The 12,418-nt window shown below is 64.8% G+C and carries 14 protein-coding genes and 1 pseudogene; 10 read left to right on the top strand and 5 right to left on the bottom strand.

All coding sequences use genetic code 11. The features are described from left to right. Positions 1 to 268 precede the first annotated feature (268 nt). From FJ546_RS12530 to xth, 4 genes are all read left to right on the top strand, one after another. Positions 269 to 1,177 carry a Ku protein gene (locus FJ546_RS12530; protein ID WP_140889619.1) on the top strand — a complete coding sequence of 303 codons (909 nt, stop codon included), beginning with the start codon at positions 269 to 271 and terminating at the stop codon, positions 1,175 to 1,177. After that, the gene (locus FJ546_RS12525) at positions 1,174 to 2,298 is read left to right on the top strand and encodes a tetratricopeptide repeat protein (protein WP_140889618.1); all 1,125 of its coding nucleotides are present in this window, start codon (positions 1,174 to 1,176) and stop codon (positions 2,296 to 2,298) included. The genes FJ546_RS12530 and FJ546_RS12525 overlap by 4 nt, the downstream gene beginning before the upstream one ends. 208 nt (positions 2,299 to 2,506) lie before the next feature. Then, on the top strand, positions 2,507 to 3,151 hold the full coding sequence (locus FJ546_RS12520) for an alpha/beta fold hydrolase (RefSeq protein ID WP_140889617.1): 645 nt from the start codon (positions 2,507 to 2,509) through the stop codon (positions 3,149 to 3,151). Between the two features lie 7 nt (positions 3,152 to 3,158). Beyond that, positions 3,159 to 3,929, top strand: coding sequence for an exodeoxyribonuclease III (gene xth / locus FJ546_RS12515; RefSeq protein WP_140889616.1), 771 nt, complete (start codon positions 3,159 to 3,161; stop codon positions 3,927 to 3,929). A gap of 44 nt (positions 3,930 to 3,973) precedes the next feature. Here the strand turns inward: xth and FJ546_RS12510 are convergent, their stop codons facing one another. Then, positions 3,974 to 4,198, bottom strand: a complete 225-nt coding sequence (locus FJ546_RS12510; RefSeq protein ID WP_140889615.1) for a GNAT family protein — start codon at positions 4,196 to 4,198, stop codon at positions 3,974 to 3,976. Positions 4,199 to 4,317: 119 nt separating this feature from the next. On the opposite strand from FJ546_RS12510, the gene FJ546_RS12505 reads away from it, so the two are divergent. The 3 genes and pseudogenes from FJ546_RS12505 to FJ546_RS12495 all read left to right on the top strand — a co-directional run. Beyond that, the gene (locus tag FJ546_RS12505) at positions 4,318 to 5,841 is read left to right on the top strand and encodes a WD40 repeat domain-containing protein (RefSeq protein ID WP_140889614.1); all 1,524 of its coding nucleotides are present in this window, start codon (positions 4,318 to 4,320) and stop codon (positions 5,839 to 5,841) included. 78 nt (positions 5,842 to 5,919) lie between these two features. Then, on the top strand, positions 5,920 to 6,483 hold the full coding sequence (locus FJ546_RS12500) for an isochorismatase family protein (protein WP_140889613.1): 564 nt from the start codon (positions 5,920 to 5,922) through the stop codon (positions 6,481 to 6,483). Between the two features lie 206 nt (positions 6,484 to 6,689). Further along, positions 6,690 to 7,228, top strand: a pseudogene (locus FJ546_RS12495) (amidohydrolase family protein); the annotation flags it as partial. A 43-nt stretch (positions 7,229 to 7,271) separates the two neighbouring features. Here the strand turns inward: FJ546_RS12495 and FJ546_RS12490 are convergent. The 3 genes from FJ546_RS12490 to FJ546_RS12480 form a co-directional block, all read right to left on the bottom strand. Further along, entirely contained in the window at positions 7,272 to 7,463 is a 192-nt protein-coding gene (locus FJ546_RS12490) for a hypothetical protein (protein ID WP_140889612.1), read from the bottom strand. Between the two features lie 513 nt (positions 7,464 to 7,976). Next, positions 7,977 to 8,261 carry a hypothetical protein gene (locus tag FJ546_RS12485; RefSeq protein WP_140889611.1) on the bottom strand — a complete coding sequence of 95 codons (285 nt, stop codon included), beginning with the start codon at positions 8,259 to 8,261 and terminating at the stop codon, positions 7,977 to 7,979. A 112-nt stretch (positions 8,262 to 8,373) separates the two neighbouring features. After that, positions 8,374 to 9,114, bottom strand: coding sequence for a sulfotransferase family protein (locus FJ546_RS12480; RefSeq protein WP_140889610.1), 741 nt, complete (start codon positions 9,112 to 9,114; stop codon positions 8,374 to 8,376). A 244-nt stretch (positions 9,115 to 9,358) separates the two neighbouring features. Here FJ546_RS12480 and FJ546_RS12475 point away from each other — a divergent pair, with 244 nt between their 5' ends. Continuing rightward, a complete protein-coding gene (locus tag FJ546_RS12475; protein ID WP_348641973.1) occupies positions 9,359 to 9,574 on the top strand; it encodes an exopolysaccharide production repressor protein in 216 nt (71 codons plus the stop codon). Positions 9,575 to 9,943: 369 nt separating this feature from the next. Further along, the gene (locus FJ546_RS12470; protein ID WP_140889608.1) at positions 9,944 to 10,243 is read left to right on the top strand and encodes a DUF1236 domain-containing protein; all 300 of its coding nucleotides are present in this window, start codon (positions 9,944 to 9,946) and stop codon (positions 10,241 to 10,243) included. Between the two features lie 76 nt (positions 10,244 to 10,319). On the opposite strand, the gene yghU is transcribed toward FJ546_RS12470, so the two are convergent. After that, on the bottom strand, positions 10,320 to 11,186 hold the full coding sequence (gene yghU / locus FJ546_RS12465; RefSeq protein WP_140889607.1) for a glutathione-dependent disulfide-bond oxidoreductase: 867 nt from the start codon (positions 11,184 to 11,186) through the stop codon (positions 10,320 to 10,322). A gap of 325 nt (positions 11,187 to 11,511) precedes the next feature. Here yghU and FJ546_RS12460 point away from each other — a divergent pair, with 325 nt between their 5' ends. Continuing rightward, the gene (locus FJ546_RS12460; protein ID WP_140889606.1) at positions 11,512 to 12,417 is read left to right on the top strand and encodes a S1C family serine protease; all 906 of its coding nucleotides are present in this window, start codon (positions 11,512 to 11,514) and stop codon (positions 12,415 to 12,417) included. Position 12,418 lies beyond the last annotated feature (1 nt).

Genomic DNA, 12,418 nt, shown 5'->3' with positions numbered 1-12,418 from the left:
GTCTGCGCGCGTCGCTTCGCGCCTTGCTTCGCCCTAGGATGACGAAGCTTAGAGGCATTCGGCTGATCACCAGCGCCTCGCCCACCATCGACGCTTCCGACAATTTGAATTATTCTCTCCCCAACGACCTCAAGGACGCAGCGGAAGATTTCGTCAGGGATTTGCCGGTATTGTGCGGGGTCGGTGTAGGATTTGCGCAGCCTCGTTCGTCCTGCGGACGAAAAGCGCTGCACCAGTGTGACAGTGCATGGCCGCGTAGGAGAGTATCATGGCGCCCAGGGCAAGTTGGAAGGGTTATCTCAAGCTCAGCCTCGTCAGCTGTCCGGTCCGGCTCTATCCGGCGACGACGACCAGCGAGCGCATCTCGTTCAATCAGCTGCACAAGAAAACCCATAACCGCATCAACATGAAGCCGGTCGATCCCGAACTCGGGCTCGTCGAGCGCTCGGACCTGGTCAAGGGCTACGAGTACGAGGACAAGCAGTACATCATCATCGATGAAGCCGACCTCGACGCGGTGCGTATCGAATCCAACCACACGATGAACATTGAGGCCTTCGTCGACGAGGGCGAGGTCGATGTCATCTACCAGGATGCGCCCTATTACCTGGCGCCGGATGGGGCAATGGCGGAGGAAACCTTCGCCGTGCTGCGCGAGGCCATGCGCAAATCCGGCAAGCTGGCGATCGCCCGGCTGGTGCTGTCCAGCCGCGAGCGGGTGGTGACGATCGGCGCGCGCGAGAACGGCATGTTCGTGTGCACGTTGAGGAACCCGAACGAAGTGCGCGGTACTGCTGAATATTTCGGCAACATCCCGGCCGGCAAACCCGACCCGGAAATGCTCGAGCTCGCCGAAGCGCTGATCAAGCAGAAGGAAACCACCTTCGATCCGAAGGATTACGAGGACCGTTACGAGATCGCGCTGATGGCGATGATCCGCGAGAAGCTCAAGGGCCACAAGCCGATCATCGCGGCCGCGCCCGAGCGCGGCAATGTCATCAACCTGATGGATGCGCTGAAGGCCAGCCTGTCGCAGTCGAAGCCGCCGGCCAAGTCGAAGAGCAAGGCCGATGAAGTGGCGGCCAAGCCCGCCGCCAAGAAGGCGGCAGCGGGTGGCGCGCCTGAAAATCCGCTGAAGGCCAGTCTGCTCAAGGCGGTCGGCAAGAGCAAGAAATGACGGCACCGGCCGTTTCGGTTTCGGGCGCCGTTTTCGGGACCATCGGCGCGCTGATGGCGTTTCCCTTGCGGCTCGCCGCGCGTGAGGTCGAGCGCCAGCACGGCCAGCTCCGGCGCGGCATCACCAGGCGCACCACGCATGTCGTGTTTGGCCGCAAGCTGCTCGCCAAGGCGGGATTGACGAAAAGCGGCGATGCCGGGATCGAGCGCCACGTCGCCGCCGAGCGCGCGGCCGGGCGCACGCTGATCAGCGAGAACGGCTTTTTGCGCCTGCTCGGCCTGATGAAGGCGCCGGAGGCGTCGTCATTGTCGCGGCAATCGTTGATCGAGCAATCCAGGCTGTCGGGCGCGGACCTCGACCTGCTCAGCCTGTTCGACGCCTTCGAGCATGACTGCGAACCCTATTCCTTCCGCGATCTGATCCTGGCGCGCAAATATGCCGGGCTGGTGGCCGGCGGCGCCACCTGGGGCGCGATCGCCCGCTCCGTGCACCGTTCCGGCCCAGTCGCCTCGCTCACCGCCAAATCGCTCAATGTCGGCTCGCAGCATGGCCGGCCCGACGCGATCTATCTCGAAGGCGGCCAGAGCGAGCTCGACGGGCAATTGCTGTTCGACCTGGGCGCCGCGGCACAAGGCGACGACACGCTGGAGGATTTGTTCGCCGAGGCCGAAGCGGCGGAGGAGGGCGGCGACCATGATGGTGCCGCCGCGCTCTACCAGCGCTGCCTCGCCATAGACCCCAGCGATGCCATCGCCGCCTTTAACCGCGCCAACTGCCTGCGCGCCGGCGGCCACGCGGCGGATGCCGCGCATGATTATGCCAGGGCGATCAAGCTCGACCCGGCCTTCGTCGAAGCCTGGTTCAACCTCGCCGGGCTGATGAGCGAGCAGGGTCGCGACGCCTCCGCGCGGCGGCATTTGCAGAAGGCGATCGCGCTCGACAAGAGCTATGCCGATCCGGTGTTCAACCTGGCCAGGCTGGAATTCGACGCCGGCAATCTGCCCGAGGCGCGGCGGCTCTGGGCGCGCTACCTGGAGCTCGACGCGGAGTCCGAATGGGCCGGGGTGGCTGCCAGGGGCGTGCAGTTCGTGGATATGCAGCTGGCACGGACGGCGGGGTGACCATGATTGGCGAAGGTCGCGATGACAGCAGATCTCCGGCAGGACAGAGGGGAGCGCAGTCCCGCCAACGGATCGGCTCATTTGAGACCGTCTTGCCCGGGAGAGATTTGACTGAAGGCCGGCATTCCTTGGCGCCCCCCTCTGCCCTGCCGGGCATCTCCCCCACGAGGGGGGAGATTGGCAGCGTCACTGCGGCGCGAGACGCCCCATGACCACTTTCCTGTTCGACGGCTTCGACACCGCTCCAGTCACCATCCTGCTCGCCCATGGCGCCGGCGCGTCGATGGATTCCCCTTCGATGACCGCCACCGCCAAGGCTTTGGCCGCGGCCGGCTTCCAGGTCGCCCGCTTCGAATTCCACTATATGGCGGCGCGCCGCTACGGCCACCGCAAGCCGCCGCCGCGCGCCGAGACGGTCAATCCGGAATATATCAAGGCGATCGCTGATCTCAGGGCCAGAGGCGTGACAGGCAAGCTCATCATCGGTGGCAAGTCGATGGGCGGGCGTGTCGCTTCGATGGTCGCGGACGAGATGTTCGCCAAGGGCGAGATCGCCGGGCTGGTCTGCCTCGGCTATCCCTTCCATCCGCCTGGAAAGCCTGACCAGCTGCGGACAAAACATCTGACCGGGCTGAAGACGCCGACGCTGATTTTTCAGGGCACGCGCGACGAGTTCGGCGCGCGCGACGAAGTGGCGGGTTATGGGCTGTCTGATGCGATCGAGGTGATCTGGCTGGAAGATGGCGACCATGATTTGAAGCCGCGCAAGAGTGTGTCGGGATTCTCGACGGCGGATCATCTGAAGACGCTGGCGGAGACGGTGAAGGATTGGGCGGGGCGGTTCGCGTCCTGAGCCGCCCATGAAACTCGCCACTTTCAACATCAACAACATCAACAGCCGCCTGGAAAACCTGCTGGCGTGGCTGGCGGTCGCGAAGCCCGATGTCGTCTGCCTGCAGGAACTCAAGGCGCGCGACATGCAGTTTCCGCGCACCGCGCTTGCCGCTGCCGGTTACGGCGCGGTGTGGAAGGGCGAGCCGACCTGGAACGGCGTCGCCATACTGGCGCGTGGCGCGGAGCCGGTGCTGACCCGCGATGCCTTGCCCGGCGACGACGCCGACCGGCAGAGCCGCTACATCGAGGCGGCGGTCGACGGCATCGTCATCGCCTGCCTCTATGCGCCCAACGGCAATCCGCAGCCGGGGCCGAAATTTCAGTACAAGCTGGCCTGGCACAAGCGGCTGGAGGCGCATGCCGGGCAGTTGCTCGACACCGGCCTGCCGGTCGTGCTGGCCGGCGACTACAACATCGTGCCCGAGCCGCGCGACATCTATGCCACGCGCTCCTATGACGACAACGCGCTGGTGCAGCCGGAAAGCCGCGCCGCCTTCGCCGCCCTCATCGAGCAGGGCTGGCTCGACGCGCTGCGCAAGGTCTATCCGAAAGAGACGCTTTACACGTTCTGGGATTACCGCCGAAACCGCTGGCCGCGCGATGCGGGTCTGCGGCTCGACCACATCCTGCTGTCGAAGACGCTCGCCCGCCGGCTGAAGGGGGCGGGCATCGACCGCGACGTGCGCGGCGAGGACGGCGCCAGCGACCATGCGCCGGTCTGGGTGGAGTTGAGATAGGTCGCGCCCGGGTCATCTCCCGGCAGGCGGCGATGCCCGCAGGTTCATCCGACCGTCGGCGATGCCCCGGAGTATTCGCGCTTCAGCAGGCTCATAATGTGGGCGTCGACAGCTTCGCCATCCCAGATCAAGGCCTCGCGCCGCGTGCCTTCGAGCCGGAAGCCGAGCTTTTCGCTCCCTCGATTGGCCGAGCCTTGTTTCGATTGAGGCAGGAATGTCCAGCCATTTCCGGGCGTTCGCGCCCGCGCGGCATTCGCACCGGCGGCCACTCGACTCCGCCGCGGCCTTGCGTAAGATCGGCCGTGGCGAGGAATTCGATGCGATCACAGCCTGCCAATATCGACGCCGATGCCGCCATCGGCGGCGTTACCCGCATGAGCCTTGCGCCATGACCAGGCTTGCCGACAGGTTGCTGGCGGTGCTGCTGATGGCGCTGGCCGCGGTGTGCCTTGTCCATCTCTATCTCTTGCCGGGCGGCAAGGGTTTCGGTCCGGCAGCCATGCATGAGCCCTGGGCAACGCAGCTGGTGGCCTTCTCGCTGCTGGCGCTCGCCTGCCTTGTCGGCGCGGTGCTGTTCTGGGCCGGGCTGTTGCCGGGGCGGCCGGCGCATCCGGCCGGGACACCGCTGTTCGGCCGCGCGGCCGAGGTGCAGGAGACCGGCAGGCCCGGCCTGCGCAAGATCTTCTTCGCCTTGCCGTTGATCGTGCTCGCGGCACTGGCCATCGACCGGTTCGGCCCGTGGGGCGGCGGCGCGGTGGCCGCCCAGCCGAATGAACCGAAGGTGGCCGAGCCCAAACCCGCCGAGCCGAAGGGCCAGGATGTCGCCAGCGCACCACCAGCCCCGGAGCCGGCTCCTGCGCCGGCCGCGCAGCCACCTCCGCAACCGATAGCCGCCAACCCGCCGCCGGTGCCCGCGCCGCAGGCGCCGGCCGCTCCGCCGGAGGTGGCGGTCATTCCACCGCCGACCGTGGCGCCGTTGCCGCCATCGCCACCGGCGTCGCCGACGCAGCCCGACGGCCATCGCGACGCCGTCGTCTGGCTTGCGGTGGCGCCGGACGGCCGATCGATCATGAGCGCCAGCACCGATCGTGTGATCAAGCTGTGGGACATTGGCGGCAAGCATCTCATCCGCAATCTCGGCGTCCACAAGGACATGGCGCGCACCGCGCTCTATATGCCCGACGGCGTCAGCGCGCTGACGGGCGGCGACGATGGCGAGATCGTGCTGCGCAAACTTGCCGATGGCGCCGTGCTGCATGTCTTCCAGGCCGGCCAGAATGGCGGCGTCAACAAGCTGGCCATCAGCCCGGACGGCAAGCGCGCCGTCAGCGGGCATGACACCGGCAACGTCATCGTCTGGGACCTGGTCGACAATTCCGTGCTGCATGTGCTGACCGGGCACGACTGGGCGATCAGCGCGGTCGCCGTCTCGCCCGACGGCAAGCAGGCGCTCAGCGGCAGCATCGATGGCACGCTGAAACTCTGGGACATCGAAAGCGGCAGGCAATTGCGCAGCTGGCGCGGCCACGAGCAGGGCACCTATGGCGCCGTCTTCGCCGCCGACGGACATCATCTGATCACCGGCAGCGGCGACCTGACGATCAAGGTCTGGGATGTCGACAGCGGCCGCGAGGTGAAGCGCTTCGAGGGCCATGAAGGCACGGTCTATGCGCTGGCGCTGTCGGCCGACGGCAAGCGCCTGCTGTCGGGCTCGCTCGACGGCACGGCGCGGCTGTGGGACATGGAAACCGGCAACCAGATCGCCCTGTTCGACAGCCAGACCGGGCCGATCTACGCGGTGGCCTTCGCTCCCGACGGCACGGTGCTGACCGGTGGCTACGACCGCACCATCAGGGATTGGCCGGCGGCTGGAGGGGATGGCGTAGTGCTGTTTGCCGGCGCGCCGGAGTGAGAGCCTGGTGAGGCTGCGTCTTTTTGTTGGGCGCTCCGAAATCCTTGATCGCCTTGGCCGCCATGCTATGTAAAAATCATGTCAGCCCCCAGCCTCATGGCCAACGCGCCGCTCGTCATCATCGACCTCCAGACCGGCATGTTCGATGGCCTGCACGAGCCGCCGATCCACGACGCGCCCGCCATTGCGGAGCGCGCCCGGGCGGTGATCGACTGGGCAAGGCGGGGTGGACGCAAGGTCGCTTTCGTCAGGCATGATGGACCTGAGGGCGATCCGCTGGCGCCAGGTGAGCCGGGTTGGCCGGTATGGCCCGCCCTTCAGCAAGCCGATGATGAACCGACCTTCGCCAAATCCGTGCGCGATGCTTTCAGCAATTCAGCCTTCGGCGACTGGGTGGTTGGGCAGGGGGCCGGTGGGGTTGTGATCGTCGGTGCGCAGACTGGTTTTTGTGTCGCGGCAACCGTCAAGGCCGCAATCGCCAGAGGGCTCGGCGTCACCGTGGTTTCCGACGCCCACAGCACGCTGGACAGTGCCAGCGAGAGCGCTGAGCAGATCATCGCCAGGCACAATGACGAATTCGCCAAGGCCGGCGTCAATCTGGTGACGACAAAGGCGCTGGTTGGGGCGCTGGTTGGCGGTTGAAGCGGCAACGACGGTCATGACAGCCCGGCCTGCCGGACCGGATCACAACACCTGCCCCTGCCATGGTCGACGCGGGCGGGGGGCGCATTGTTGGGATGGCTGGGCGCCCGCGTCAACCAGGGCGGCTCGTACCGCCGCGATAACACAATGGCACATTGCGGGGCCGCCGAAACTTCCGCGAAAGCGGAATAGGCAAGAGCCGCGGCGCGGGGAAGCACGGCGCCGGCGTCGACATCCGCCTGCATGACGGCGGCGCGCTCGGCCTGTTTCCAGGTCGAGGAGATCGCCACGCGGACAAAGGCGCTCGGCATGGCGACGCCCTGGCGAAGGACGGCGCTGGCGTCGGCCGGCGTGGCGATCATGACCAATGCGCCCGGCAACCATGCCTTCCCGCCGGTGGCGGCTCTGCGGCAGGCCGGCGTCACCGTGTTCAGCGGTTCCGACAACATCAGCGATTCCTGGTGGCCCTACGGCGATGGCGACATGCTGAACCGGGCCAACATGATCGGCTATCGTTCCGGCTTCTACGAGGACCGCGAGTTCGAGGCGGCATTCGATGTGGTGACCCGTGCCGGCGCCAGCGCTGGGGCTGGCGGACTACGGCATCGCGGTTGGCGCCAGCGCCGACTTCGTCGCCATGCCGGCGCAGCACGTGCCCGAGGCTGTGGTGGCGGTGCCGAAGGACCGCACGGTCTATCGGCGGGGCAAGGCCGTCGCCAGGGATGGCAAGGTGCTGGCGCGCTGACACGCGCCGCCGGCAGAGGGCGGCGTCGCGGATTGCGCACATATCAATCGACCGCCTGGGCCGATCGGGCTGGCACGGAGGACAGCGCGCGTTGATCAGGCGGCTGCTGGCCGAAATAGAGCAAGCCGCCCAGGATGAGGAAAACGATCCCAACCGCCACAAGTCCGACCATCAACACGGCGACCGCCGTGCCCGGGCCGTGGCCTGTTCTGGTGATGATGGACCGATGGTGCATCGCTCTTCCTCCGAAATCCAGTCCGGTCAGCAGATCTTGCGGCAAACGACGGCGGAAGCAGGATGTTCCCGGTGACGGGCGACATCGGCCCTTTGCGTTTTCTTTTGGGACCAAGGTCTTGGGTGGTGTATGCAAAGGTCCGACAGGTCCTGTTCGGTTCCGGCAATGTCCGTTGGATGTTCCGCTACTTTAGACAATTGAGATATAATTCCTTTACCTTGTCGGGGGCCAATTCGGGCGTCGGGAAGGGCAGATATCGGCCGACCGGCCTCTGATAGAAGTGTGCCAACTTCCACATTCATTGGAGAAAATGCCCCCAGAAGGCAGGTGAAGTGGACTTCGTTCAGTCCGGATGGCGCGGCAAACAGGCCGTTGCCGAGAAGCGGAACCTTTTGAAGAAGCTCAGCGGCTCGCAGGCGAAGCGGGCGAGGAAACCCTGGATTGCGCAGGCCCGGAGGACTACGCGGACATTGCGTGGAGGGAGCGCTTGCAGCTCTGAAAGGGCGTTGGCCCTCATGTCTCGTCGAACCGCCCCTCGCGTGTCGGGTGCCGCTTGATCGCGGCCTCTTCCTCGTCGTCGGGCAAGGCGTCGTCGCTGCGCTGGAGAGCGTTGTCATCGTCCTCCTCCGGCAGGTCGCCGTCCTTTTCGACGCCGTAGCGCATGTCGCCGTTTTCCGGCACGGTGTCGGGCAGGATCTGGGCACCCTTGATCGCGTCCCAGTCCTGCTGCTCGATGGTCGGACCCTCGACCTGAGGACTTTCGTCATCGCCGGTGCGTGGTTTGCTGCGCGGTGCCATGCTGGCCTCCAATCCTTGAAAAGACTGAAGACGAAACTCGGGGTGCGGTGGTTGGTTCCCGGTCCCCGCGGCAAGGGGTTCGGACGCCCTTCGGACTTGAGCTTGGGTGCAACTACCCCAGCCACCACCGCAGCGCCGCAACCACCACCGCAACGGCGGCAAGCGCCAGACCCAGCATGATGTAGGAGCCCTTGATGATGTCGCGGATGATCTTCTTGATCGTCTCGCGGTCGTTGAGGTTGGGGAAGGGTTCGTTGGGCAGCGCCACGCCGAGGAAATCGCAGAGCGGCGCCCAGCCTTCGGTCACTTTGTAGACCAGCAGCCTGTGCGGCGGGACCGCGGCCTTCACCTCTTCGACATAGGTGTTGTAGCGCGCAACCGCCTTGGCGCGGTCGTTCATCACGCCATCCAGCGTGCGGCCCCATATCAGCTTGCGCGACATGTCGCCGAATTTCCAGCCGAAGGGCGTCAGCCATTCCAGGATCTTGAACTGCCAGACATTCTCGGTGAAGTAGATCGTGTCGATCGTGCTTTCGTACCACGCCTCGGCGCCGCGCGGATGCAAGGTCAAAAGCACCTTGGCGTCCGGGTAGGCGGCCAGCAATTCCTTCCACACACAGCAGCCGGGATTGTCGACTGTCGCCGTATAGTTGGCGAAGACGCGGTTCCAGTCGTGCTGGCTGCCGGATGGGCTGTTGGCCACCTTGCGCCAGAAATCGAGATGGCCCTTGTTGGCCTTGTTCATGATCACTTCCTGCATGTGATAGCAGGGCAGACCGAGCCTGTTCAGCGCGGCAAAAGTCGACCACGTGCCGGTGCGGCCGAAACCGGCTCCGATCAGTTTGAGCGTCATTTCCCCATCCCCCGGACTTATTTTCTGCGCTACCCGCGGGTCCGTGAGCATCAAATTGCTCCCGACCAGGTCAACGCGCAACAAATTTCGAGGCTGGGCTAAGGTCGGACGATCATATAGTTGCGTAGTTGCTAAAATAATGGAACTTTGTCCGCGGGCATTGGGAATTCGGGCAGGGAGTCGTGCGAAACCGGGTGGTTTCGGCGATTTGGAATCGATGTATTTTGGACAATTTCTCGTGGGGATGTCAGCCACGACCATCATCGTCGCGGTCTGGGCTTACATGGCCACCGGTTCTTTCTGGAAGGCGCTGGGCTGGACGATAGCCGTGCTGGTGGTCCTCCAAGTCGGCTATTTCGTGCTCGTCATGCGGCTGATCTACAGGCGCGCACGCAAGGCGGTGAGCGAGGGTGATGTCGATGGTGTTCCGCCGCTGCATCACGACGGTGTTTCGCTGTGAGCGCTGGAACTGGATGCCAGCGCTGGCGTTTTTCCGATGTGACCGGTGATGAGGCTGCCACCTCCGCCGGCACGACGCCGTGCGCTCTACGTTAGCTGTCGCTGAGGCAATCAACGGTTAGCGTTCTATTTGGAAAAGAGCTCCTCGGATGTATCCTCCGAGTCAAGTGCATTCCACGGTATCCCTCAAATCCGGTAATTAATCGTGGATTGTCAAAAGCATAGATTGCGTGCTGTCGCTCGATTTCGAAAATAATAGAAAATGGGCATTTGTTGGGCATGTCGCATTCATTCCACAAATCGCGATGGAACCATCGTGATGATGGCCGAGTTCTCCTACAGGGCCGGAAGCCCGGATATGGAGGTTGTTATGAAACATTATCTTTCGAGTGCGGCAGCCGCGATCGTCCTGATGGGCGGTATCGGTGCGGCCTTGGCGGACACCATCGTCGTTCAGCCGCAGGACGAAACGGTGGTTCGCGAATATGTCAAGAAGCAGCCGCTGGCATCGGTCAATCTGCTGGGCCTTGAGCTCAAGCTCGGCTCGCCGGTGCCCGACAGGGTCGAACTGCGCGAAGTGCCCAACGTCAGGTACCGCGTCGCCGTGATCAACGACCAGACTGTCCTGGTCGACCCGGAGACCCGTCAGATCGTAGAAGTGCTGCACTAACTGGTTCAGCATCAGGCATTTGAAAAAACCCGCTGCCAATCTGGTGGCGGGTTTTTCTTGTCAGCCCTGCCGCCGCCTATTCGGCGGCCAGCTTGTCCTGCGTCTTGGTGTCGAAGTCGCTGGCGTCGTGGCGCTCATGCAGTTGCAGGGCCGGCTCGCCGAAGGCGCGGTTGACCATGCGGCCGCGCTTGACCGCCAGCCGGGCGTCGATGGCCTTGGCCCAGCGCTGGACGTGCTTGTATTCCTGCACCGACAGGAACTCGCCGGAATCATTGTACATGCGCCCGAGCGCCAGCCCGCCATACCAGGGCCACACTGCCATGTCGGCGATCGTGTAGTCCTTGCCGCCGAGATATTCTGTCTCCGCCAGCCGGCGGTCGAGCACATCCAGCTGCCGCTTGGTTTCCATGGCGAAACGGTCGATGGCATATTCGAATTTCTGCGGCGCGTAGGCATAGAAATGGCCGAAGCCGCCGCCCAGATAGGGCGCCGAACCCATCTGCCAGAACAGCCAGGACAGGACTTCCGCGCGCGCCGGCTGCTCGGTGGGCAGGAATTCGCCGAACTTTTCGGCGAGATAGACCAGGATCGAGCCGGATTCGAAGATGCGCACCGGCGTGGCGCCGCTGCGATCCATCAGGGCCGGAATCTTGGAGTTGGGGTTGACCTCGACGAAGCCGCTGCCGAACTGGTCGCCATCGTTGATCCTAATGAGCCAGGCATCGTATTCGGCGCCCTTGTGGCCGCGCGCCAGAAGCTCCTCCAGCATGACGGCGACCTTGACGCCGTTCGGCGTCGCCAGCGAATAGAGCTGCAGCGGATGCTTGCCGACGGGCAATTCCTTGTGGTGCGTCGGCCCGGCGATCGGCCGGTTAATGCTGGCAAAGGCGCCGCCATTTGCCTTGTTCCAGGTCCATACTTTCGGCGGGGTGTAGTCTGTCATGTCGGGCCTCGGGTGGGGATGGGAAGGATGGAATTGAGCGGATGCATCTACAGCTAGGGCTGCGGAGGCGAAAGTTCAACTTGCGTTGAACTATTGTCTATGCGGGCGCCGCGCCCCAGCCCTTCGGGCGTTCAGCCCCTTCAAAACCTCCACGGGACCTTTTGATCCGCCGGAAGGCGGACCGGGCCTTCACCGGTCGAAACACGAAAAGCCAAGCAATTGGCTTTTCGTGGCCTGCGGCCACCGTTTCTCACCCCTTGCAGCATCCCCTCCGAGCCATACCTATAGGAGAAGCCGCCAAGCATTTGCATCGCAGGACAAAATCATGGCCATCAATCCCAATCCGCGCTCCGTCGTTGCCGTGCGCGCCACTGTTCCCGAGGATGCCTTCACGGCCGGCGCGCTGGGCACGCTCAGGGAAGGCAGCGGCGTCGTCATCCGCAATGACGGGCTGGTGCTGACCATCGGCTATCTCATCACCGAGGCCGAAGAGGTCTGGCTGACCGCGCATGACGGCCGGGTCATCCCGGCGCACGCGCTGGCCTATGACCAGGAAACGGGTTTCGGCCTTGTCCAGGCGTTGGCGCCGACCGGCCTGCCGGCCGTGGCGCTGGGCGATGCCGGCAAGGCCAGGATCGGCGACGCGGTGGTGCTTGCCGACGGCGTCGGCCGGGCGGTCGAGGCCAAGATCGTCACCAAGCAGGAATTCGCCGGCTATTGGGAGTATCTGCTCGACGAGGCGATCTTCATCGCGCCAGCGCATCCGTCCTGGGGCGGGGCGCCGCTGTTCGGCGCCGACGGGGCGCTGCTCGGCATCGGTTCGCTGCGCCTGCAGATGAGCCGCGCCGGCGAGGTCGCCGATATCAACATGGTGGTGCCGATCGACCTGTTGCCGCCGATCCTCGACGATCTGCTGACGCGCGGCCAGGTGGCCAAGCCGCCGCGCCCGTGGCTCGGCGCCCTGTCGGCCGAAAGCGACGGCAAGGTGGTGGTGATGAGCGTGACCGAGGGCGGCCCGGCAGCCAAGGCCGGCCTGCGCCAGGGTGACGTCATCTCCGAGGTCCGCGACGGCGCGGTCGACGGGCTCGCCGATTTCTATCGCAAGCTCTGGGACAGCGGCTCCGCCGGCGCCGAGATCCCGATGCTGGTGGTGCGCGACGGCCGCGAGACCTGGCTGCGCGTCAAATCCGCCGACCGCGGCAGCTTCTTGAAGAAGCCGCAGCTGCAATAGG

It is taken from the genome of Mesorhizobium sp. B2-4-19, from assembly GCF_006441315.1.
Classification (GTDB): domain Bacteria; phylum Pseudomonadota; class Alphaproteobacteria; order Rhizobiales; family Rhizobiaceae; genus Mesorhizobium.
The sequence above is the reverse complement of the archived record's forward strand: the minus strand, read 5'-3'. Positions and strand labels throughout refer to the sequence as shown.

Excerpts from the sequence above, each read along its gene's own strand:
- FJ546_RS12530 (WP_140889619.1), top strand. The coding sequence starts at position 269 with ATGGCGCCCAGGGCAAGTTGGAAGGGTTATCTCAAGCTCAGCCTCGTC.
- FJ546_RS12525 (WP_140889618.1), top strand. The coding sequence starts at position 1,174 with ATGACGGCACCGGCCGTTTCGGTTTCGGGCGCCGTTTTCGGGACCATC.
- FJ546_RS12520 (WP_140889617.1), top strand. The coding sequence starts at position 2,507 with ATGACCACTTTCCTGTTCGACGGCTTCGACACCGCTCCAGTCACCATC.
- xth (WP_140889616.1), top strand. The coding sequence starts at position 3,159 with ATGAAACTCGCCACTTTCAACATCAACAACATCAACAGCCGCCTGGAA.
- FJ546_RS12505 (WP_140889614.1), top strand. The coding sequence starts at position 4,318 with ATGACCAGGCTTGCCGACAGGTTGCTGGCGGTGCTGCTGATGGCGCTG.
- FJ546_RS12500 (WP_140889613.1), top strand. The coding sequence starts at position 5,920 with ATGTCAGCCCCCAGCCTCATGGCCAACGCGCCGCTCGTCATCATCGAC.
- FJ546_RS12490 (WP_140889612.1), bottom strand. The coding sequence starts at position 7,463 with ATGCACCATCGGTCCATCATCACCAGAACAGGCCACGGCCCGGGCACG.
- FJ546_RS12485 (WP_140889611.1), bottom strand. The coding sequence starts at position 8,261 with ATGGCACCGCGCAGCAAACCACGCACCGGCGATGACGAAAGTCCTCAG.
- FJ546_RS12480 (WP_140889610.1), bottom strand. The coding sequence starts at position 9,114 with ATGACGCTCAAACTGATCGGAGCCGGTTTCGGCCGCACCGGCACGTGG.
- FJ546_RS12475 (WP_348641973.1), top strand. The coding sequence starts at position 9,359 with ATGTCAGCCACGACCATCATCGTCGCGGTCTGGGCTTACATGGCCACC.
- FJ546_RS12470 (WP_140889608.1), top strand. The coding sequence starts at position 9,944 with ATGAAACATTATCTTTCGAGTGCGGCAGCCGCGATCGTCCTGATGGGC.
- yghU (WP_140889607.1), bottom strand. The coding sequence starts at position 11,186 with ATGACAGACTACACCCCGCCGAAAGTATGGACCTGGAACAAGGCAAAT.
- FJ546_RS12460 (WP_140889606.1), top strand. The coding sequence starts at position 11,512 with ATGGCCATCAATCCCAATCCGCGCTCCGTCGTTGCCGTGCGCGCCACT.